Source organism: Yoonia vestfoldensis DSM 16212 (genome assembly GCF_000382265.1).
Classification (GTDB): Bacteria; Pseudomonadota; Alphaproteobacteria; order Rhodobacterales; family Rhodobacteraceae; genus Yoonia; species Yoonia vestfoldensis.
The window spans coordinates 176,297-193,981 of sequence record NZ_KB907975.1 but is presented as its reverse complement, the minus strand read 5'-3'; the positions used below and the strand labels follow the sequence as shown (position 1 = coordinate 193,981).

Below are 17,685 nucleotides of genomic sequence, written 5' to 3'. Positions count from 1 at the left end.
GGCTCCTCGGGGGGTGATCCTTGCCACAACGCTTTTGGCGCTGAATGGTTGCGATGGTGCGACATCGACGCTGCAAACAGCCGGTCCCGCCGCCCGTGTGATCGCCGATCTGTGGTGGGCGATGCTGGTCGGGGCGGTCCTAATTTTCATGCTGGTCATGGCCTTGGTGGTGCTGGCTTTCGTGCGGCGCAGTCCGGACGTGGCCGCTGACGAGCGCGGGCAGGTGCGGGTCTGGATCATCGCTCTTGGCCTTGCTTTCCCGATGGTCGTGCTGGCGGTTCTGCTAGGTTTCGGGCTGGTCATCGGCGAGCGGCTGTTGCCGCGCGACGACGTCACTGTTGTGCAGGTCAGTGCGCAGGGCCAGCGCTGGGTCTGGACCTTCAGCTATGCCGATGCGCCAGGCCGCGTGACCGAGGATATCCTGCACATTCCCGCAGGCCAACCTGTGGACGTTTCCATCACCACAGCCGATGTGATCCACAGTTTCTGGGTCCCGCGCTTGGCGGGCAAGCTCGACGCCATTCCCGGCCGTTCCAACGTGCTGCGGATCGAGGCGGATGCGCCGGGCGATTATCAGGGGCTGAGCGCGGAATTCAGCGGCGAAAACTATGCCGATTTCGGGTTCACCGTCAGGGCCCATGACGCGGCCGGATGGGCCGATTTTATTGCAGGAGAGACCGAGTGAACGTCGTCACACGCCATCGCAGGCTCGATGCAATCTGGGCGTCAGAGCGGGGTTTCCGGGGCTGGTTTTCCACCGTGAACCACACCGATCTGGGGCGGATGTTCCTTGTCACCTCGTTCTTCTTTTTCATTATCGGCGGCATCCTTGCGATGCTGATCCGCGCGCAGCTCGCGACGCCGGATTCGGCCTTTGCGGGGCCGGATATCTATAACCAGATCTTCACGATGCACGGGACCATCATGATGTTCCTCTTCGCGATCCCCGCGTTCGAGGGGCTGGCGATCTATCTTTTGCCCAAGATCCTTGGCACCCGCGATCTCGCCTTTCCGCGCCTGACGGCCTACGGCTATTGGTGTTACGTGTTCGGCGGGTCGATGCTGCTGGTGGCGATGCTGCTGGGGATCGCGCCTGACAGCGGCTGGTTCATGTACACGCCCCTGTCCAATGCGATCTATTCGCCGGGGATCAACACCGATTTCTGGCTGATCGGGATCACCTTTGTCGAGATTTCGGCCATCGCGGCGGCGGCCGAGATTTGCGTGTCGATCCTGAAATTCCGCGCGCCCGGCATGACGCTGGCGAAAATGCCGATCTTTGCGTGGTATGCGCTGGTCACGGCGCTGATGATCCTGACGGGGTTTCCGCCGCTGATCCTTGGCTCGATCCTGCTGGAGGTCGAACGCGCTTTCGGCTTTCCGTTCTTTCAGGTCGAACTGGGCGGTGACAGCCTGCTGTGGCAGCACCTGTTCTGGCTGTTCGGGCATCCGGAGGTCTATATCATCTTTCTGCCCGCCGCTGGCATCGTGTCCACCGTCCTGCCGGTGATGTGCCGCACAACGCTGATCGGCTATGGCTGGATCGTGGCGGCGATTGTCGCGCTTGCCTTCCTGTCCTTCGGGCTCTGGGTGCATCACATGTTCACGACCGGCATCCCGCATATGGGGCTGGCGTTCTTTTCGGCAGCGTCCACGCTGGTCGCGGTGCCGACGGCGGTGCAGCTTTTTGCGTGGATTGGCACGATGTGGAAAGGGCGGCCGGAACTGCATTTGCCGATGCTGCACATCATGGGGTTTTTCGCGACCTTCGTGATCGGCGGCCTGACCGGCGTCATGGTGGCGATGGTGCCGTTCAACTGGCAGGTCCATGACACGGCCTTTATCACTGCCCATCTGCATTACGTGCTGTTCGGCGGGTTCGTCTTTCCGGTCTTTGCGGGCATCTATTACTGGCTGCCGCATGTCTCGGGGCGCAAGCGGTTCTTTCGCTTGGGCGAATTCGCGTTCTGGCTCATCTTCGTGGGCTTTCACGTCACGTTTTTCGCGATGCATTGGGTCGGCCTGCTGGGCCAGCGCCGCCGGATCGACACCTACACGCCCGAGGATGGCTGGACCCTGATCAACCTGATTTCGTCCGTCGGCAGTTTCGTTCTGTCCATCGGGATCGCGATGGTCCTGCTGGACGTGATCCTGCATGTCTTGTCGTCGCGCAAGATCAGGCGCAACCCCTGGCAGGCGGGCACGCTGGACTGGGCGATGATGACCCCGCCGCCGTCCTATAACTTTGCCAGCCTGCCGCATGTCGACAGCCGCCATCCGCTGGCCGACAACCCTGCGCTGCCCGTCAGGCTGGCCCAAGGCCATGGCTATCTGGGCACCCCCCGCGCGGACTGGCGCGAGACGCTGATGGTCGATGCAGCCACAGGCCGCCCCGAGGCGCATGTGATCTATCCTGCCAATACCCGCCTGCCGATCCTGATGTCGGCGGTGACGGGCATTTTCTTTCTGGGGCTTTTGCTGAAAACCTATTGGATGGTTCCCATCGGGATGGTCGGCGTCGCGGGTCTGGCGCTGCGCTGGGTCTGGATGCTGGGGCGCAGGGATGATCTGGGCGCGCAGCACGTGGGGCAGGGGGTTATCCTGCCGCATGCAAGTGCCACCGACCGGTCGCCGGGCTGGTGGGGGTCGCTGTTCTTGATGTTCGCCAATGCCACCCTGTTCGGCTGCCTGCTGTTCGGTTTCGCGTTTCTATGGACCGTCGCCCCCGGCTGGCCGCCGTTGGTCCGGTTCGAGCCGTCCTTCATCGAACTTGGCGTTGGTGTCGCGGCGGCGCTGGGCACAGCACTTGCGCTGCGGGTCGCGATGGCAGCGGTGCGCAACGCCCGCGCGACCCTGCCTGCGCTGGGCATCGCACTGACCGGCGCGGTGGTGTTCGGGGCCTGCTGTGCCGTCATGCTGTGGCGCGCACCGCCGCCCGTGGACCACGCCTATGCCGCGACATTGTTCGTGCTGGGCAGCTATGGCCTGTTCCATGCCGTGCTGATCGTGCTGATGACCGGCCATCTGATCGCGCGGGTCTGGCAAGGCTACACGTCCCCCGCACGCCGGTCGGAATTCGCGGTGGTCAGCCTGTGGGGCGATTATGTTGCCGTCATCGGATCGCTGGTCCTGCTGGTCGGGCACCTGTCGGGACTGTCGCTATGAAGGACCTTGTGCGCATCCTGATCGCCCCGCTGGTCTGGCTGGCCGCGTTCAGTGCCGTCTATGGCCTGCACGGGGTCATCTGCGGTTTCGCGGTCGACGGCACGGTCTTTGGCCTGTCGCTGGCGCGTGTGCTGCTGGTCACCGCCTATGTCCTTGCAATCCTGGTGCAGGTCGTCTTGCTGTGGGCGTTGTATCAGGACCGGTTTTCATCCGCCTCGGTTTTCGTCAATTTCGTTGGCCGCGCGTCGGGATGGGTCGGGGTCATTGCAGCGGTCTGGACGATGTTGCCTGCGGTGCTGACGACCTACTGCGGCTGAAGGCGGACCCGGGCGGCACGGGCGCAGTCTTTGCCGGACCCAATTGATACCCCGCAACCCGTGGTGGGGTGCGTATTTTGGAACACCCGGTGCGCGCTTGGTTGCTGGGCAAACCGTCTGGGTCTCGCGTCAGATCAGGCGTGACACGGCGATGGCGATCACGGCGGCATAGGGCAGCAATGCGATGATGAACAAGCGTCCATCCCGCACCAACAGCGACAGCGCCAGCAAGAAGACGCCCGTAGCAACGATCGACGATGTGAACGGGATGAATTCCAGCAGCGGCATCACCAGCCCAGAAGCAAGGCACAGCCCCTGCGGCACCCAGATGATCGGCCTGTTGAACAACAAATGCCACCGCCGCCGCGTATGGCGGTCGATCCAGTTCACCATGGGTTCGATTTTCGCCAGCGCCTTGTCGAGCCGCTGTCCGCTGACCGACCGACGCTCGATCCAGTCGGGCAAGCTGATACTGTCGCGGTTGAGCAGCATGTAAACCGACACGATCGCAATGATCACACCGCTTGTCGCAGAGAACCCGGGGATGCCCGACAAGGGTGACATGGTCAGCAATGCAGGCACCAGCAAAAACGGAATGATGCCGCGCCCACCGATGGCGGCCATCACGTCTTTGATGGCGACCGTGTCTTGCTTGGCGGCATCGCGCATCCGCGCGACAAGGTGCCCGAGCTTGTGATCGTCCTCTTGGACATCATCTGCCTTCATCAGTGTTCTGTCCCGTTTGGCGCAAGCCCGGTGCCGCAGCTTCATGTTAACGCTTTAATCAGACCACGGTTCCGGTCAATGCGACACCCCGCGCGATGCAATATTTGCGACAAGCCGGGAACAAGAGTGCAACCAGAGGTGTTGTAACCGCAGCAGCAATCGCGAAAGGAAGCCGCCTGATGTCCTCCCGCCCCGTGAACCCCGACGCGCCGCGCGCCGATGCTATGACGAAAAGCCAGAACCTGCACCGCAACGACCCACACGTGATCGACAAGTACCAGCAGGCCTGGCCGGACGATGGGAACAGCGCCCAATCCGATCCGCGCCCGCCCTATTCCGCACAGACCGAGGATATGCCCTGGAAAGGGACGGGTCGGCTGCGACGGCGCGTCGCGCTGATCACTGGCGGCGACAGCGGCATCGGACGCGCCGTCGCCATCGCCTATGCCCGCGAAGGCGCTGATGTCGCGATCAGCTATCTGAACGACACCGGGGACGCCACGGACACCGAACGCCTGATCCTCGATACCGGCCGCCAGTGTCTTTTGCTGCCTGGCGACATTTCTGATCCGGCGCATTGCCGTGCCATCGTCGCCGCCGTGGTCGAGGAATTCGGTCGGATCGACATTCTGGTGAACAACGCCACGCATCAGCACCGTTTCGATGATCTCGACGGTATCGCAGACAAGGAATGGCAACGGACCTTTGCGTTCAGGATCCATGGCACGTTCTCTCTGTGCAAGGCTGCGGTGCCGCATATGAAAGAAGGCGCATCGATCATCAACACTGCCGCGATCACTGCCGGTGAGTCCGGCGGGGCGCTTTTGGCCGCGGCGACGGCGCAGGGCGCGATTCAGGGTTTCACCAGCAGTCTTGCGCACATCCTCTCGGAAAAGGCGATCCGGGTGAATTGCGTCGCCCCCGGTCCGGTCTGGCCCCCGCTGGTCCCCGGCAGTGCGGCCGGCGAGCCTGCGTCGGCACGCGGTGACGGTCATCCTATGAGGCGACCCGCGCCGCCCGTTGAACTGGCATCGGCCTATGTGATGCTGGCGGACCCGATGTCGCGCTCTGTGTCTGGCGCGACGATTGCGGTCACCTGCGGCAACGCGATGACCTGACCGCTGATCAGCGGCCATCACGCGACAGGCCCCGCAGATTGTGCCGCGGGCCCTGTCATGTCCATCGTGTCAGCGCAAGTCAGCCGAACGACACATGGTTGCGAACGCCAAGCGATGCCGGATCGCGGTCTTTGTTGTCGGGCACATGCCAACCGTGATGCGACCCGCCTTTGGGCAGCGACCAGAGAGCAGCATCCTCCAGCTTGAGGGCGATCAGCATCAGTGCCGGATCATCCTTGCCGTCGACGAACAGCTCCGCGACCGTGTTCGTCCAAAGCGTATCAAGGATGTCCTTGTTCTGTTGTTCCGCGATGGGGCCGGTCATCCAGGCGTAAAAATCATGGGTGTCGGATATGATCACGAAATGAGCCGCACTGCCGGGCTGCAACGCCTTGGCCAGATCGGTGTCGCGGGTCGTCAGAAACCACAGCTGTCCGCCCTTTTCGTCGACATGATGCGACATCGGCTGCATGTGCTGGCCGGTGCCTGTGATCCCCAGCATCCCGGCCTCAACTGCCGCGAGTTCTTTCCAGATTGTTCCCTTGGGATCGGTGCGTGCGCGGTCGATATCTGTCATCTTCGTCCTCCTTGGACTTGCGTTGGGTTGTTATCAAGGGTCACCGCAGCGACGGTCCGGGCCATGGGTGCCGGTCGGCACCGTGGTTGGCACGCCCTTCGTCATCGGCGGGCGGCCCATGCGCGGCACAAGTATCCTTGGCCGGCAGGGCATTGCATCCATCCCGTCGCTGCGGTCCTTGGATCATCAACGACGGGGGCAGGGGGATGTTCCCTGTCTGACCCTAAGGAACCGATTGTGGCGTGGCGACATGGTGCCGAACTGTCGCGACAGCGGCGGGTCATCCCCGCAACGGACCTAGGTGAATGTGAACCAGCAGCCCGCGCGCTGGCAGAGATCATGGCCGCTCATCCAATAGCGACCGGGCGATCCGGCGACCGTCCCGGCAGGGGCCTGCATCAATCTGCGACGACTGGTGCGGTCGGTTCATCGGCGCTTTCCGCAGCGGGGTTCTGCGCGGGCACGGTCGCCACGCCGTCATCGGCCGTGTCCGTCGTCGGACCAGTCACCGGCGCCGATGTTGCTGTGCCGTCGCCTGGCGCAGTCGTGTCTTGTGCCTGTTCCACCTCGCCGCCTAACCACCAGACGAGAAGAACCGCAACGAAGGCGATGATCGCGATGAACCCGACCAGCGGGCCTTTGTGGCGTTTGACCTGGCGGTCCATATTGTCTTCTGAATGGCTCATGCGTCTCTCCTGTTTGTGTGGTTCGCGGTGAAGGCGGGGTGCCTGTGAAGGCAAAACCACCCGCGCGGGCAATTGTTCCGCTGTCAGAATGTCGCGGTTGCAGCGACGGAACCTTTGCTGGGGACGCTTGTTGATTTCCTGAACCCGAACCGAAAAGGAGACCATCATGGAACCCGGATATTTTCTTGCGGCTCTGTCGATTTTTACCTTTGCCGCCGTCATCATCGCGGCAATGGTCAGCAAAAAGAAGACCGAGGACCGTTTGCACGATCCTGAAGCCCACAAGGACGAAAACAAATCGACCTTGGCAAAGGACGCGCCCGATCATCACTGACGGCCCGCGCGCACGGAACCGCAACCAGCCTTGGCCGGAGGATGGTTGCGGCACAATGATCCGCTCGAAAACATCTGCCGTTCATCGTCACAGGGCGGCCTGAAACGTGACCGGCGGTTTGACGACCGTCTTCGCGATTTTTTTCGGGATGAGGGACGGCGGCGTCACGAGGACGGGAGCGGGGTCAGGCGACGCCGCCGCGTATTGCCGGTGACTGGAAGCAGGGATGTGTCACCGAGAAGGACCGGACGGGGACTGTGCCGGTCTTCAGTGTGTCAACACCGATCTGCCAAGGTTGTTCCCGATAAAATCGGATTTGATCATGCGGGACCCGATTATCTTTGCGGATAGAGTTGCCACGCGCTGATGCCGCGCGGCAGCACCGGTGTGAAGATCGTCCGAACTCGGCCGCTTGAGGAGCGTCACCGCGTGATGGGTCATGGGTTTGTCACGCAGGCTGTGGACTTGGCGGCAGTGCCGACCTGTGCTGTCAATCTTGTGTCTTTTTGCGGGTCTGCGCCGCTTTGCGAGCAGCGGCTTTGCGGTCCTCCTCGGGCCTGGCTGCAGATGCGGCGCCGCCCTTTTCGCCGCCTTTGGTGGCGGCCGGGTTTCCCGTATGCGTGCCGCGCCCGGACCCGCTCTTGTTGCCGCCGCCGTCATCCTTGTTGACGGTCGCCCAGGCCCGGCTTTCGGCTTCGTCGTGGCTGACGCCGCGGTCTTCGTAGCTTTCGGCGATATGTTCGGCCTTGCGCTTTTGCTTGTCGGTATATTTGGATTTGTCGCCACGTGGCATGGTTTGCTCCTTCGGGATATGTTCGTCACTTGTCCGGGCGGCGGTCAATGTGTCGTTGCCACGGCCATCGGCCTTCGATTTCCACCTCCAGACTGAAACTGAGGAAAGTGCGGATCAGCACGATCAGCGCCAGAACAGCAAGACTGTCCATCGACGGCGCGACGATCACGGTGCCGATGATATCCGCCGCTATCAGGAATTCGACACCGATCAGGATGCTTTTCGCTAGACGGGTGCGAAATAATTCGAACACCTTTTGCCCGTCATCGCGGCGCAAAACCCCGCGCGCCCCCGCATAGACGGCAAGAACGGCGCCGACCAGAATTGCCACGACGCCCGCACCTTCAAGGATGCGCGCGATCGTATCAAGGATCGAATGTGAAAATGCGGTGCCCATGCTAGGCCAACGGATGTGGCATCACATTGTTCCGGCATTGCCATTTAGGAAACGCGTGTCACGATCTCGCGGGTGTCGAGCAGGACAAATCTGTTCGTGTCCAGCGGTTCGACCTCGGCGCCGTTGCCAAGAACGTAGCGGTCGGTGGTGCCGTCCTGCGAATCCATCGCCAAGGTGGCGCTGGTCCGGCCCGTACGGGACTGCTTGATAACGGACAATTCCTCGCCAGACCCACCGACACATGAAATCACACTGATATTTTTCCAGTCACTCATCGCGGCATCCTTTCTTGGATTCTACGTTTGAACGACAACATGTAATTCCTGTTCATGACAGTGATTTGAATGAAAATTTACTCTTTGGGCGAAAACTGGCTCATTTCGGAATGGGTCTATTCAAAGATACATTTCGTGTTTTGCGCATGGCGCGGGGAACGGTTGCTTCCGTCGTGCGTTTTCTCAAAGCAACAGTGACGGAGAACGAAATGACAAATGCTTATGATATCAACGACACGACGCGCAAAACGAAACAAAGCTCGCAGAAGCAGGATCATCAACGCGAGGATCAGCCGCTCAAGGAATTGAACGACGATCCCGGCGACAAACAGACTGACCCCAAAAAGGACGGTGCGCGCAAAGGCACTTGAACGAGGGCAGCGCGATCCGTCCCGTGCGGCGGATGGCGAAAGCCGGTTCATCAGCAAGGCCGATCTGGGGCAGCACCCGTCCGAGAACACCCGTGAATATCCGCATGTGCCTGGTGGTTCCGGCACTGATGCGCACGACAGCGCGCTGCGCGTCGGACCAAGCTTGAAATCCGCATCGCGGCACGACCAAGGCACAAACCTGTGCCCGTTTGCTTGCGGCGGTGCTGATCCTGTCGCGCTCGCCAGCGGCCATGCAGCCTATGCCGACAGCGAAACCTGGCGTGGAGGCATGCGGCTTTTGGCGTTCGGGAACATGCAACGGGTCTGCGGGGTTGACCCATTGGAAACGCGACAACGCAGACCTCGTCAGAAACGAAAGGACACATCATGCTGACCGTAGTTGCAACACAGCACCCGGCGGATATCCCACCCGCTGATCTGCCACCACCCGACGAACGGCCTGATCCCGACAATTACCCCAATCCGATGCCGGACCCCGACCTTGGGCACGTGCCGCCGGATACGCCGCCACCGCCGCGACCGGGCGAGCCGATACGATTGCTGCGGGCCACGGATCCAAGTCCGTGCAAAACGGGATGACCACCCCGCAAATCTACGCGCTTGCCGTGTTCATCCTGACCGTCGGGGTCACGGCTTCGGGCGGGGTGCAGGCACGGGACGCGATAGCCACGGTGCGATTCTGCATGGAATCCCCTTGTTCCGGCAGCCCTAGCGCATCCAGAATCCCGCCGCCCTGATCTGGTTGCGGATCGCGCGTTCATGGCGGGGCAGGGCGGTCCTGTCGAACAGCGCGCGCACCTTCTGCCCTTGGCCTTGATAGACCATCCGCTTGAAAGGCATGTGCTGCCTGAGGTGTTTCTTGATCTTGTTGGGCGCGCAGACATCTTCCAGCTTCGCGATCTGCGCATCACTGCCGCGCGCGTAAAGCAGGGGCAGCAGGCGGTAGTGACAGGTCAGGTCACCATCCAGCCCCGCCAGCGCCGCATCTGGCCTGCCACCGCCAAGCGCGTGGATGACCAGCGGCAAGGCCACCTGATCCAACCACGGGTCCAGCGGCTGGATCACCAGTTCGGGTGGCGGCGCATCCCGGATTGCCACGGCATATTCGGTGAACAGCGCGCCGAAAGCCGCAGGATCGGCCCCGAAAAACCAGCCTGCGTTGAAATAGAGATAGCGTTCCCAGAATTCATCCGGCTTTGACAGATCAAGCGAGGATGCGAAATCCAGCCCGAACTTGTCGTAAAGCGATTTCCAGATCGCCGTGTAGCCTGGCCAGTAAAGCTCCTCCACCGGCCATGTCCCCGTCCGGTTCATCGAGGCGGCAGGCCGCGTGAAATTGAACGGCACCGTGCCGATGTCGCCCGTGATCAGCGTATCGCTGTCGAAAAACACGAATGGTTCGCCCGCAGGCAGGACTTGCAACCCTTCGATCTTGTTGCCATGCGGATAGCTTTGCCCGAAATGCCGCGACGCGAAGGGGATGATTTCTGCCCCCAGATCGGCCAGCGCCCCCCTGATGTCCGGCGTCATCCGCGGATCGTCGGCCCAAAGCGGTCCCGGCTGCGGTTCCGCGACGATCATCCGCCCCACGCACCCCGGCGCATTGGCGCGCAGGCTGGCCACAAAGACCAGCGCCTCATACTGCAGCCGCCCGCCCTGACCGACGATCATGATGTTGAAAGGCTGCGGCATGTGGCGGATTCCTGTGTCACTGCTTGCGCTTTTGCCTAAGGCAAGATGCGGTCGGATAACAGTGCAGACAGGGGGGCAAGTGGTGGGCGACCCTGGAATCGAACCAGGCGTGCGTCTCCGCGAGGGAGTTACAGTCCCCTGCCACACCTTGCGGCCTGTCGCCCACTGCGGGCGTGATTACCTGCGGCCCCGATTGGCGTCAACAGCAAAAGTCGCGGCTTTCGGGCTGCCTCTTCACAGCGCGGGCAATGTCGCGTATCGGCTAGGAAAAGCGAGGACGGATGCCAGAATGAAAAAGCCGACATGGGTGATCGCCAAGGAACAGGCCAAGCGTGTGGCGGCCAATGAAACCGTCTGGCTGTTCGGCCTGCACGCCGTGCGCGACGCGCTGGAAAACCCCGCGCGCGAGAAATTGCGCCTGATCGTGACGCGCAACGCGCTGGAACGTCTGGGCGAGGCGGTGGCCGCCAGCGGGATGGAACCCGAAATCAGCGATCCGCGCAAATTCGCGGCCCCCCTTGATCCGCAATCGGTGCATCAGGGTGCCGCGCTCGAGGTCAAACCGCTCGACTGGGGCAGTCTGCAGGATGTGGCCTTGCGCCAAGGCCCGATGCCGCCGCGCATCGTGCTGCTCGACCGTGTGACCGACCCGCATAATGTGGGCGCGATCCTGCGCTCGGCCGAGGTGTTCGGCGCGCGCGCGGTGGTCGCGATGCAGCGCCATGCCGCACCCGAAACCGGCGCGCTGGCCAAAACGGCGAGTGGCGCGCTGGAACGCCAGCCCTATCTACGGGTGCGCAATCTGGCGGATGCCATCGTGGAACTGCAGCAGATGGGCTATCTGGTGCTGGGGCTTGATGGCGCGGCGGAAACCACGATCGAAGCCGCCGTCGAGGGCAAGCGCGACCGCGCCGTGGCGCTGGTGATGGGGGCCGAAGGTCCGGGGCTGCGCGACAAGACGCGCGAAACCTGCGACATTCTGGTCAGGATCGACGCAAGTGCGGATTTCGGCTCTCTCAACGTTTCAAATGCGGCCGCCGTCGCCCTATATGCAGCCAGAGGCTGACAAAAGGGACCTGCCATGGCTGGAACGAAAATCGCGACCTGCTGCTATTGCGGGACACGCGCGGCACTGGTGCTGCGCGGCCAGAACCGGCACGAGCTGAGTTGCAGCAATTGCGGCGCGCCGTTGCATGCGATGAAGATGCTGCCCACCGCCGCAGCGCCCACCGCCCCCCGGCAAAAGCGGCCTTATACCCCGCCCCACCCCGAACGGATGCAGGTCGCCCGCCCGCACAAGCGGCGCAAGGGCAAAAGCTTTGGCCGCAAGGTGTTTTCAGAGCTGTGGGATATCATCGAAGACGTGTTCGACTAAAGGACGCCATCACGCAACTATCACGTCTTGCTGAGGGAACCTTTTGTCGTCAAAGCGATTTACCATCTACGTGGAGTGGCGCGGCCTTTGGAACCGGTCGTGCCAAACTCACTGTCCCTCGTTCCATAACTGGCGTCCAAGGTTTCCTTGGGCGCTTTTTTCTTGTCAGGCCTTGGGCTAGCGTGGGCGCATGATCATCAGTGACGACAGCCTGCGCATCATATTCAAACGTACCCGCAAGATTGCGGTTGTGGGGGTGTCGGCCAATCCCGTGCGCCCCAGCTATTTCGTGGCGCGCTATCTGGGGCTGAAAGGGTTTCGCGTGATCCCTGTCAATCCGGGGTTGGCGGGCCAGACCCTGTTCGGCGAGACGGTTTATGCGACCTTGGCCGATATCCCGGATGGCGTGGACATGGTCGACATCTTTCGCAAGCCCGATGCCGTGCCTGCGCTGGTCGACGAGGCGCTGGCGCGCTGGCCCGCCTTGCAGACGATCTGGATGCAGATCGGTGTGACCCACGCAGAGGCGGCGGCCAAGGCCCGCGCACGCGGTGTGACGGTGGTGCAGGACCGTTGCCCCAAGATCGAATACCAGCGGCTGTTCGGCGAATTGCGAATGGGCGGCTTTGCGACGGGGATCATTTCGTCGAAGCTCTAGCGCCCCTCTCCCGGACGATGTCCGGGACAAGATGAGTATTTTTGGAAATAAGAAGTGTGGATCAGGAAGGGCGGGCCGCTTTTTCATCTATGCCCGAGGTGCCTTGGCGGCGGGCAAGTTCGGCCACGACCTCGGCCAGTGTGACATCGCGCGCGGTCAGCATGACGAGCAGGTGGTAGAGCACATCCGCCGCCTCTGACGTGAGTTTCTCGCGGTCGCCTTTGACGGCTTCGATGATCGCCTCGATGGCCTCTTCGCCGAATTTCTCGGCGCATTTCTCGGGGCCTTTGGCGAGGAGTTGCGCGGTCCAACTGCTGGCGGGATCGGCGTTCTTGCGGGACGCGATCAGGGCTGCAAGCTCATCCAGCGTCATGGCCGCACCGCGATGCCGGCCGCGGCCATATGCGCCTTGGCCTGCGCGATCGTGTAGGTCCCGAAGTGGAAGATCGAGGCGGCGAGCACGGCAGAGGCCCCGCCGATCGTCACCCCTTCGACCAGATGGTCGAGCGTGCCAACGCCGCCGGAGGCGATCACCGGCACATCGACCGCGTCCGCGATGGCGCGTGTCAGCGGCAGGTTGAACCCCGCCTTGGTTCCGTCGCGATCCATCGAGGTCAGCAGGATTTCACCTGCACCTTTTTCCACCACGGTGCGGGCAAATTCGACCGCGTCGATGCCGGTCGCGCGCCTGCCGCCATGGGTGAAAATCTCCCATTTGCCGGGGCTGACGGTTTTGGCGTCGATGGCCACCACGATACATTGTGATCCGAACCGCATCGCGGCTTCGGCCACCACATCGGGGTTCGCGACGGCGGCGGAATTGAAGCTGACCTTGTCCGCGCCCGCCAGCAACAGGTCGCGCACATCATGATGCGTGCGCACCCCGCCGCCGATGGTGAGTGGCATGAAACATTGTTCCGCCGTGCGGGTCGCGAGATCGAACATCGTGCCGCGATTTTCATGCGTGGCCTTGATGTCGAGAAAGACCAGCTCGTCCGCGCCTGCCGCGTTATAGGCGATGGCCTGTTCGACCGGATCGCCCGCGTCGACCAGATCGACGAAATTCACGCCTTTCACGGTGCGCCCTTCAGCGACGTCGAGGCAGGGGATGATACGGACCTTGAGCATGGCTTTGTTTAGGCCCGCGTGCGGGGTTCGGCAAGCAGGCGCAGCGCCTCTGCCAGATCGAGCGCGCCATCATAGAGCGCGCGGCCCGAAATCGCGCCAGCGATGACGCCGGTATCGCGCAGCGCCGCAAGGTCCGCCAGTGACGACACCCCGCCCGAGGCAATGACGGGGATGCTGACCGCGCGGGCGAGGTCGGCAGTGGCCGCGATATTGGGCCCTTTCATCGCGCCGTCGCGCAGGATGTCGGTGTAGATGATCGCGGCAATGCCTGCATCCTCGAAACTGCGCGCCAGATCGGTGACCATCACATCGGTTTCCTCGGCCCAGCCACGGGTGGCCACACGCCCGTTGCGGGCGTCTAAGCCCACAGCGACCTGCCCCGGAAAGGCGCGCGCGGCCTGCCGCACCAGATCGGGGTTCTCCACCGCCACCGTGCCCAGAATCACCCGCGCGAGGCCTTTGTCGAGCCAGGCCTCGATGGTCGCCATATCGCGGATGCCGCCACCAAGTTGCGCAGGGACAGGACAGGCTTTCAGGATCGCCTCGACCGGGGCCGCGTTCACGGGCATGCCTGCAAATGCGCCGTTCAGATCCACGAGATGAAGCCACTGACAGCCTGCATCCACAAAGGCGCGCGCCTGTGCGGCTGGGTCGTCGTTGAACACGGTGGTCTGGTCCATATCGCCATGCACAAGGCGCACGGCCTGTCCATCCTTGAGGTCGATGGCGGGGTAAAGGATCATCGTCGCAGCCTTTCGCATGGTCGCGCCCGTTATGCATGACGCGCGAGGGAATGCAACGCAGCCACCGGACCCAACGTCAGACTTGATTGCGCAAATGCGTCAGGATCAAACTGTCTGCATCTTCAGGGAGGAGATCAAATGAAACACCTAATCCTGGCCGCTGTTGCGGCCTTTGCCTTGGCCGGCGCCGCCAGCGCACAGGATGCCGCCCTTGGCACATGGCAGACCGAAGTCGATGACGGCGCGTTCGCCTATGTCACGATGGACCAATGCGGTCCGGCCGTTTGTGGCACCATCGCGCGCACCTTCAACACCGAAGGCGAATATGCGTCCCCCAACATCGGCCGCCAGATCGTCATCAACATGGCGCCGAACGGTGACGGGTCTTACAACGGACAAGTCTGGCGTCCGTCGAACGACCGGATCTATGTCGGCAAGATGGATGTGGAGGGCAACGCCCTGCGCCTGCGCGGCTGTGTGGCCGGTGGCTTGATCTGTGCCAGCCAGAACTGGGTCCGGGTCGAGTGAAACGGATGGCCCCGCAGTGCGGGGCCATTTTTCTTCAGGCCGCGCGCAGGCCGGTTTCGACCAGCATGCCGCGCCGTTTGGCCTCGAAATAATAGCCGCGTGCGTACCAGCCCACCGCTGTCGCCTCGTCCCCGTCGGACAACAGCCACGCGCCGCGCAGATAGCGGCCCGCATAGCGCAGGTTGGTTTCCGCATCGAGCAGATCGCGCGGTTCGCCGCGGAACCCCATCGTGCGTGCCGTCTGCGGCAGGATCTGCATCAATCCGTAATAGGGACCGTTGCGCGCTGCGGGGTTATGGGTGCTTTCGCGGATGATCACGCGGTGCAGCAAGGTCACGGGCATATCATGGATGTCGGCGTATTTGTTGATCAGCGCGCGCAGTTCGGGGGTCTCGTTTGGGTGCAGCGGGATGTTGCTGCTGTCAAAGGTGGCGCGGCTGGCCACCGCGTCGCCACCGCGCGCACAGGCGGCAAAGCTGGCCGCTGCGCCAAGCAGCATCATGCGTCGGAAAAGGCGGATGGCTGTCATTCTCAGGGTCTCCATAGCAGGAAATTGGCGATCATGCGCAGGCCCGCATGCTGGCTTTTCTCGGGATGGAACTGCGTGCCGATGATATTGTCGCGCCCGATGATGGCGGTGACATCGCCGCCGTAATCGACATGGGCCAGCCGTTCGGCAGGGTTGGTGACCTGCATCGCATAGGAATGGACGAAATAGGCGTGTTCGCCGGTCGCGATGCCGTCAAGCACGGGATGGGGGGTGTCGATCACCAGATCGTTCCAGCCCATATGCGGCACTTTCAGCGCGGGATCGGCGGGGGTGATGCGGCGGATATCGCCCGCGATCCAGCCGAAACCGGGGGTGTCCTCGTATTCGTGGCCCATGCTTGCCAGCATCTGCATCCCCACGCAGATACCAAAGAATGGCACGGCGCGGCGGGTGACGGCGTCAGTGATCGCTTCGGCCAGACCCGAATGCGCGTGCAGCTGCGCCTGACAATGCGGAAAGGCCCCGTCGCCGGGCAGCACGATCCGGTCAGCCTTGGCCACGACATCGGGGTCGGCGGTCACCACGATCGGGCCTGCGCCCACCTCTGCCGCCATCCGCTCGAACGCCTTTTGCGCCGAATGCAGGTTGCCGCTGTCGTAATCGACCAGAGCCGTGGTCATAGGCTGCCCTTGGTCGACGGGATCGCATCGCCCTTGCGCGGGTCGGCTTCGACGGCGTCGCGCAAGGCGCGCGCCACCGCCTTGAACGCGGCTTCGGTGATGTGATGCGCGTTGAAGCCGTGCAGCCGGTCGATGTGCAGGGTAATGCCGCCATGTGTGGACAAAGCCTGAAAGAATTCGCGCACCAGTTCGGTGTCGAAAGTGCCGATCTTGCCAAAGGGCAGGTCCAGATTGCAGATCAGATAAGGCCGCCCCGACAGATCAAGTGCGGCGCGCACCTGCGCGTCATCCATCGCCAGATGGCAGGACCCATAGCGGCGGATGCCGCGCTTGTCCCCAAGCGCCTGCGTCAGCGCTTGACCAAGGGCGATACCCACATCTTCGACCGTGTGGTGATCGTCGATATGCAGATCGCCCGAGGCACGGATTTTCATGTCGATCAGCGCGTGGCGCGACAATTGATCCAGCATGTGATCGAAAAACCCGACGCCCGTGTCGTTGTCATAAGTGCCGCTGCCATCGAGATTGATGGTGACCGCGATATCGGTTTCCGCTGTCTTGCGGGTGATGGTGGCTGTGCGCATCTTCTGCTGTCCCTCGGCCTTGTTGGCCATGTCTATAGGGGCATCACGCGCCACCGCCAAGTCCGCAGGCCCGCTGCCAGCGCTTTTCAGCAAGTTTTAAAGATTCGCTGTCATGCAGAGGGGCATGAAGCCTTGTCAGGAGAATCCCATGAAAGCAATGATCTTGCGCGACGACGCCGCCGATGCGGTGCAGACAGCCCATATTCTGGCCAACAAAGGGTTCCAGACCCTCTGTGTGACCAGCCGCGACATCGCGCAGGCGATGATCCGCGCCGATGTGATCGACCTGATGGTGATGGACGAACGGATCGGCATGCAACTGACCCACACGCTGGCGCTGTCAGCCGAACGGCGCAATCCATTCGTCAGCACCATCATCATGACCGACAAGGGCGCAGAGGCGACCGATGATCTTTACGGTCTGATCCCCAGTCTTTATGCCTTGATCGGTACGCGTACGGGGGCGGATATTCTGGGCAAGATCGTGCTGTCCGCCGTCGCCAATACCGAAGAGGCTGCGCGCCGGATCGACCGCCAACTGGCCGCCGATGCCGCCGAACTGGCAGCGCCAGCGGATGATTTCGACCTGATGGCGGATGACGCCGATCTGTCGCTTTTGGATGAGGATGATCAGGAGGATGAAGATCAGGACGATACCGCCGACGCGGTCTTTGCCGGCCCTGCGCTGGACGAAATCGGACAGGCGCGCAGGCGTGGCTGGGGCGATTTCGCCGATGTGCGGCCGCATCTGGTGATGACCCCGCCGTCCTTGCCGCCGCGCGACCCTGCCGTCAAGGTGGCCTGAGCAAAATGCAAAAGGCCGCCCTGACAGGCGGCCTTTGCAAACGGCCCGCTGGGCCAGTGAACCAATTGGAGCGGGCGAAGAGATTCGAACTCTCGACCCTAACCTTGGCAAGGTTATGCTCTACCCCTGAGCTACGCCCGCGTCCGTTGGTGAGGCGTGGATTACAAACACTTGGCGCAGTCCGCAAGGCTAAAATTGCAGGTCGCGCCAGATTTTCTCAAA

At 62.5% G+C, this 17,685-nt stretch carries 25 protein-coding genes and 2 tRNA genes; 12 read left to right on the top strand and 15 right to left on the bottom strand.

What is annotated here, in order from left to right; translation table 11 throughout:
- The first annotated feature begins 13 nt into the window (after nucleotides 1-13).
- Genes H147_RS0104265 through H147_RS0104255 form a run of 3 tightly spaced genes read left to right on the top strand, consistent with a single transcriptional unit; the run spans nucleotide 14 to nucleotide 3,482 of the window.
- Nucleotides 14-685, top strand: coding sequence for a cytochrome c oxidase subunit II (locus H147_RS0104265; RefSeq protein ID WP_019954108.1), 672 nt, complete (start codon nucleotides 14-16; stop codon nucleotides 683-685).
- Nucleotides 682-3,165 (top strand): cytochrome c oxidase subunit I, encoded by a 2,484-nt coding sequence (ctaD, locus tag H147_RS0104260; RefSeq protein WP_019954107.1) that lies wholly within the window; start codon nucleotides 682-684, stop codon nucleotides 3,163-3,165. The genes H147_RS0104265 and ctaD overlap by 4 nt, the downstream gene beginning before the upstream one ends.
- Nucleotides 3,162-3,482, top strand: a complete 321-nt coding sequence (locus H147_RS0104255) for a hypothetical protein (RefSeq protein WP_019954106.1) — start codon at nucleotides 3,162-3,164, stop codon at nucleotides 3,480-3,482. The genes ctaD and H147_RS0104255 overlap by 4 nt, the downstream gene beginning before the upstream one ends.
- A 129-nt stretch (nucleotides 3,483-3,611) precedes the next feature.
- Here the strand turns inward: H147_RS0104255 and H147_RS0104250 are convergent, their stop codons facing one another.
- Nucleotides 3,612-4,253 (bottom strand): exopolysaccharide biosynthesis protein, encoded by a 642-nt coding sequence (locus H147_RS0104250; RefSeq protein ID WP_110570903.1) that lies wholly within the window; start codon nucleotides 4,251-4,253, stop codon nucleotides 3,612-3,614.
- Between the two features lie 134 nt (nucleotides 4,254-4,387).
- Between H147_RS0104250 and H147_RS0104245 the strand changes: the two genes are divergently transcribed.
- A complete protein-coding gene (locus tag H147_RS0104245; protein ID WP_019954104.1) occupies nucleotides 4,388-5,326 on the top strand; it encodes an SDR family oxidoreductase in 939 nt (312 codons plus the stop codon).
- A 79-nt stretch (nucleotides 5,327-5,405) separates the two neighbouring features.
- Here the strand turns inward: H147_RS0104245 and H147_RS0104240 are convergent, their stop codons facing one another.
- Both H147_RS0104240 and H147_RS0104235 read right to left on the bottom strand, forming a co-directional pair.
- Nucleotides 5,406-5,903, bottom strand: a complete 498-nt coding sequence (locus H147_RS0104240) for a pyridoxamine 5'-phosphate oxidase family protein (protein WP_019954103.1) — start codon at nucleotides 5,901-5,903, stop codon at nucleotides 5,406-5,408.
- Between the two features lie 398 nt (nucleotides 5,904-6,301).
- Nucleotides 6,302-6,589 carry a hypothetical protein gene (locus H147_RS0104235; protein WP_019954102.1) on the bottom strand — a complete coding sequence of 96 codons (288 nt, stop codon included), beginning with the start codon at nucleotides 6,587-6,589 and terminating at the stop codon, nucleotides 6,302-6,304.
- A 166-nt stretch (nucleotides 6,590-6,755) separates the two neighbouring features.
- On the opposite strand from H147_RS0104235, the gene H147_RS21150 reads away from it, so the two are divergent.
- Nucleotides 6,756-6,923, top strand: coding sequence for a hypothetical protein (locus H147_RS21150; protein ID WP_019954101.1), 168 nt, complete (start codon nucleotides 6,756-6,758; stop codon nucleotides 6,921-6,923).
- Between the two features lie 490 nt (nucleotides 6,924-7,413).
- Here H147_RS21150 and H147_RS0104225 read toward each other — a convergent pair whose 3' ends face one another.
- From H147_RS0104225 to H147_RS0104215, 3 genes are read right to left on the bottom strand one after another with little or no spacing between them, the layout of a single operon-like run.
- Nucleotides 7,414-7,764 carry a hypothetical protein gene (locus H147_RS0104225; RefSeq protein WP_019954100.1) on the bottom strand — a complete coding sequence of 117 codons (351 nt, stop codon included), beginning with the start codon at nucleotides 7,762-7,764 and terminating at the stop codon, nucleotides 7,414-7,416.
- Nucleotides 7,742-8,113: a DUF1622 domain-containing protein gene (locus H147_RS0104220; RefSeq protein WP_019954099.1), complete on the bottom strand. Its 372-nt coding sequence runs from the start codon at nucleotides 8,111-8,113 to the stop codon at nucleotides 7,742-7,744. The genes H147_RS0104225 and H147_RS0104220 overlap by 23 nt, the downstream gene beginning before the upstream one ends.
- Before the next feature lie 44 nt (nucleotides 8,114-8,157).
- Nucleotides 8,158-8,388, bottom strand: coding sequence for a hypothetical protein (locus H147_RS0104215; RefSeq protein ID WP_019954098.1), 231 nt, complete (start codon nucleotides 8,386-8,388; stop codon nucleotides 8,158-8,160).
- A gap of 14 nt (nucleotides 8,389-8,402) precedes the next feature.
- Between H147_RS0104215 and H147_RS0104210 the strand changes: the two genes are divergently transcribed.
- Together H147_RS0104210 and H147_RS20480 are read left to right on the top strand one after the other, a co-directional pair.
- Complete coding sequence (locus tag H147_RS0104210; RefSeq protein ID WP_211216505.1) at nucleotides 8,403-8,759, top strand: hypothetical protein; 357 nt, start codon at nucleotides 8,403-8,405, stop codon at nucleotides 8,757-8,759.
- A gap of 387 nt (nucleotides 8,760-9,146) precedes the next feature.
- Complete coding sequence (locus H147_RS20480) at nucleotides 9,147-9,359, top strand: hypothetical protein (protein ID WP_081625817.1); 213 nt, start codon at nucleotides 9,147-9,149, stop codon at nucleotides 9,357-9,359.
- Nucleotides 9,360-9,488: 129 nt separating this feature from the next.
- Here the strand turns inward: H147_RS20480 and H147_RS0104200 are convergent, their stop codons facing one another.
- Both H147_RS0104200 and H147_RS20910 read right to left on the bottom strand, forming a co-directional pair.
- Nucleotides 9,489-10,472, bottom strand: coding sequence for a GT-B fold glycosyltransferase domain-containing protein (locus H147_RS0104200; RefSeq protein WP_019954095.1), 984 nt, complete (start codon nucleotides 10,470-10,472; stop codon nucleotides 9,489-9,491).
- A gap of 80 nt (nucleotides 10,473-10,552) precedes the next feature.
- Nucleotides 10,553-10,636: transfer RNA gene (locus H147_RS20910), tRNA-Tyr, on the bottom strand.
- A gap of 125 nt (nucleotides 10,637-10,761) precedes the next feature.
- Between H147_RS20910 and rlmB the strand changes: the two genes are divergently transcribed.
- The 3 genes from rlmB to H147_RS0104185 all read left to right on the top strand — a co-directional run bounded on the left by rlmB (nucleotide 10,762) and on the right by H147_RS0104185 (nucleotide 12,505).
- A complete protein-coding gene (rlmB, locus tag H147_RS0104195; protein WP_019954094.1) occupies nucleotides 10,762-11,538 on the top strand; it encodes a 23S rRNA (guanosine(2251)-2'-O)-methyltransferase RlmB in 777 nt (258 codons plus the stop codon).
- A 15-nt stretch (nucleotides 11,539-11,553) separates the two neighbouring features.
- Nucleotides 11,554-11,847 carry a hypothetical protein gene (locus H147_RS0104190; protein WP_019954093.1) on the top strand — a complete coding sequence of 98 codons (294 nt, stop codon included), beginning with the start codon at nucleotides 11,554-11,556 and terminating at the stop codon, nucleotides 11,845-11,847.
- A 190-nt stretch (nucleotides 11,848-12,037) separates the two neighbouring features.
- Nucleotides 12,038-12,505 carry a CoA-binding protein gene (locus H147_RS0104185; RefSeq protein WP_019954092.1) on the top strand — a complete coding sequence of 156 codons (468 nt, stop codon included), beginning with the start codon at nucleotides 12,038-12,040 and terminating at the stop codon, nucleotides 12,503-12,505.
- Nucleotides 12,506-12,566: 61 nt separating this feature from the next.
- Here the strand turns inward: H147_RS0104185 and H147_RS0104180 are convergent, their stop codons facing one another.
- Genes H147_RS0104180 through hisA form a run of 3 tightly spaced genes read right to left on the bottom strand, consistent with a single transcriptional unit; the run spans nucleotide 12,567 to nucleotide 14,376 of the window.
- Nucleotides 12,567-12,878: a phosphoribosyl-ATP diphosphatase gene (locus tag H147_RS0104180; protein WP_019954091.1), complete on the bottom strand. Its 312-nt coding sequence runs from the start codon at nucleotides 12,876-12,878 to the stop codon at nucleotides 12,567-12,569.
- Nucleotides 12,875-13,633 (bottom strand): imidazole glycerol phosphate synthase subunit HisF, encoded by a 759-nt coding sequence (hisF, locus tag H147_RS0104175; RefSeq protein WP_019954090.1) that lies wholly within the window; start codon nucleotides 13,631-13,633, stop codon nucleotides 12,875-12,877. Before hisF ends, H147_RS0104180 begins: the two co-directional genes overlap by 4 nt.
- Nucleotides 13,634-13,641: 8 nt before the next feature.
- Nucleotides 13,642-14,376, bottom strand: coding sequence for a 1-(5-phosphoribosyl)-5-[(5-phosphoribosylamino)methylideneamino]imidazole-4-carboxamide isomerase (hisA, locus tag H147_RS0104170; RefSeq protein ID WP_026352241.1), 735 nt, complete (start codon nucleotides 14,374-14,376; stop codon nucleotides 13,642-13,644).
- Nucleotides 14,377-14,514: 138 nt separating this feature from the next.
- Between hisA and H147_RS0104160 the strand changes: the two genes are divergently transcribed.
- Nucleotides 14,515-14,904 carry a DUF2147 domain-containing protein gene (locus H147_RS0104160; protein WP_019954087.1) on the top strand — a complete coding sequence of 130 codons (390 nt, stop codon included), beginning with the start codon at nucleotides 14,515-14,517 and terminating at the stop codon, nucleotides 14,902-14,904.
- Between the two features lie 34 nt (nucleotides 14,905-14,938).
- Here H147_RS0104160 and H147_RS0104155 read toward each other — a convergent pair whose 3' ends face one another.
- From H147_RS0104155 to hisB, 3 genes are read right to left on the bottom strand one after another with little or no spacing between them, the layout of a single operon-like run.
- Nucleotides 14,939-15,433, bottom strand: a complete 495-nt coding sequence (locus H147_RS0104155; protein ID WP_019954086.1) for a lytic transglycosylase domain-containing protein — start codon at nucleotides 15,431-15,433, stop codon at nucleotides 14,939-14,941.
- A gap of 2 nt (nucleotides 15,434-15,435) precedes the next feature.
- A complete protein-coding gene (hisH, locus tag H147_RS0104150) occupies nucleotides 15,436-16,074 on the bottom strand; it encodes an imidazole glycerol phosphate synthase subunit HisH (protein WP_019954085.1) in 639 nt (212 codons plus the stop codon).
- The gene (gene hisB / locus H147_RS0104145) at nucleotides 16,071-16,658 is read right to left on the bottom strand and encodes an imidazoleglycerol-phosphate dehydratase HisB (RefSeq protein WP_026352240.1); all 588 of its coding nucleotides are present in this window, start codon (nucleotides 16,656-16,658) and stop codon (nucleotides 16,071-16,073) included. The genes hisH and hisB overlap by 4 nt, the downstream gene beginning before the upstream one ends.
- Nucleotides 16,659-16,806: 148 nt before the next feature.
- Here hisB and H147_RS0104140 point away from each other — a divergent pair, with 148 nt between their 5' ends.
- Nucleotides 16,807-17,463 (top strand): hypothetical protein, encoded by a 657-nt coding sequence (locus H147_RS0104140; protein ID WP_019954083.1) that lies wholly within the window; start codon nucleotides 16,807-16,809, stop codon nucleotides 17,461-17,463.
- Between the two features lie 66 nt (nucleotides 17,464-17,529).
- On the opposite strand, the gene H147_RS0104135 is transcribed toward H147_RS0104140, so the two are convergent.
- A tRNA-Gly gene (locus H147_RS0104135) sits at nucleotides 17,530-17,604 on the bottom strand.
- Between the last annotated feature and the right edge of the window lie 81 nt (nucleotides 17,605-17,685).

Excerpts from the sequence above, each read along its gene's own strand:
- H147_RS0104160 (WP_019954087.1), top strand. The coding sequence starts at position 14,515 with ATGAAACACCTAATCCTGGCCGCTGTTGCGGCCTTTGCCTTGGCCGGC.
- H147_RS0104235 (WP_019954102.1), bottom strand. The coding sequence starts at position 6,589 with ATGAGCCATTCAGAAGACAATATGGACCGCCAGGTCAAACGCCACAAA.
- H147_RS0104190 (WP_019954093.1), top strand. The coding sequence starts at position 11,554 with ATGGCTGGAACGAAAATCGCGACCTGCTGCTATTGCGGGACACGCGCG.
- H147_RS0104200 (WP_019954095.1), bottom strand. The coding sequence starts at position 10,472 with ATGCCGCAGCCTTTCAACATCATGATCGTCGGTCAGGGCGGGCGGCTG.
- hisB (WP_026352240.1), bottom strand. The coding sequence starts at position 16,658 with ATGCGCACAGCCACCATCACCCGCAAGACAGCGGAAACCGATATCGCG.
- H147_RS0104245 (WP_019954104.1), top strand. The coding sequence starts at position 4,388 with ATGTCCTCCCGCCCCGTGAACCCCGACGCGCCGCGCGCCGATGCTATG.
- H147_RS20480 (WP_081625817.1), top strand. The coding sequence starts at position 9,147 with ATGCTGACCGTAGTTGCAACACAGCACCCGGCGGATATCCCACCCGCT.
- hisH (WP_019954085.1), bottom strand. The coding sequence starts at position 16,074 with ATGACCACGGCTCTGGTCGATTACGACAGCGGCAACCTGCATTCGGCG.
- H147_RS0104140 (WP_019954083.1), top strand. The coding sequence starts at position 16,807 with ATGAAAGCAATGATCTTGCGCGACGACGCCGCCGATGCGGTGCAGACA.
- H147_RS0104215 (WP_019954098.1), bottom strand. The coding sequence starts at position 8,388 with ATGAGTGACTGGAAAAATATCAGTGTGATTTCATGTGTCGGTGGGTCT.
- H147_RS0104255 (WP_019954106.1), top strand. The coding sequence starts at position 3,162 with ATGAAGGACCTTGTGCGCATCCTGATCGCCCCGCTGGTCTGGCTGGCC.
- hisA (WP_026352241.1), bottom strand. The coding sequence starts at position 14,376 with ATGATCCTTTACCCCGCCATCGACCTCAAGGATGGACAGGCCGTGCGC.
- H147_RS21150 (WP_019954101.1), top strand. The coding sequence starts at position 6,756 with ATGGAACCCGGATATTTTCTTGCGGCTCTGTCGATTTTTACCTTTGCC.
- H147_RS0104240 (WP_019954103.1), bottom strand. The coding sequence starts at position 5,903 with ATGACAGATATCGACCGCGCACGCACCGATCCCAAGGGAACAATCTGG.
- H147_RS0104185 (WP_019954092.1), top strand. The coding sequence starts at position 12,038 with ATGATCATCAGTGACGACAGCCTGCGCATCATATTCAAACGTACCCGC.
- H147_RS0104180 (WP_019954091.1), bottom strand. The coding sequence starts at position 12,878 with ATGACGCTGGATGAGCTTGCAGCCCTGATCGCGTCCCGCAAGAACGCC.
- hisF (WP_019954090.1), bottom strand. The coding sequence starts at position 13,633 with ATGCTCAAGGTCCGTATCATCCCCTGCCTCGACGTCGCTGAAGGGCGC.
- H147_RS0104155 (WP_019954086.1), bottom strand. The coding sequence starts at position 15,433 with ATGACAGCCATCCGCCTTTTCCGACGCATGATGCTGCTTGGCGCAGCG.
- H147_RS0104220 (WP_019954099.1), bottom strand. The coding sequence starts at position 8,113 with ATGGGCACCGCATTTTCACATTCGATCCTTGATACGATCGCGCGCATC.
- rlmB (WP_019954094.1), top strand. The coding sequence starts at position 10,762 with ATGAAAAAGCCGACATGGGTGATCGCCAAGGAACAGGCCAAGCGTGTG.
- H147_RS0104250 (WP_110570903.1), bottom strand. The coding sequence starts at position 4,253 with ATGAAGCTGCGGCACCGGGCTTGCGCCAAACGGGACAGAACACTGATG.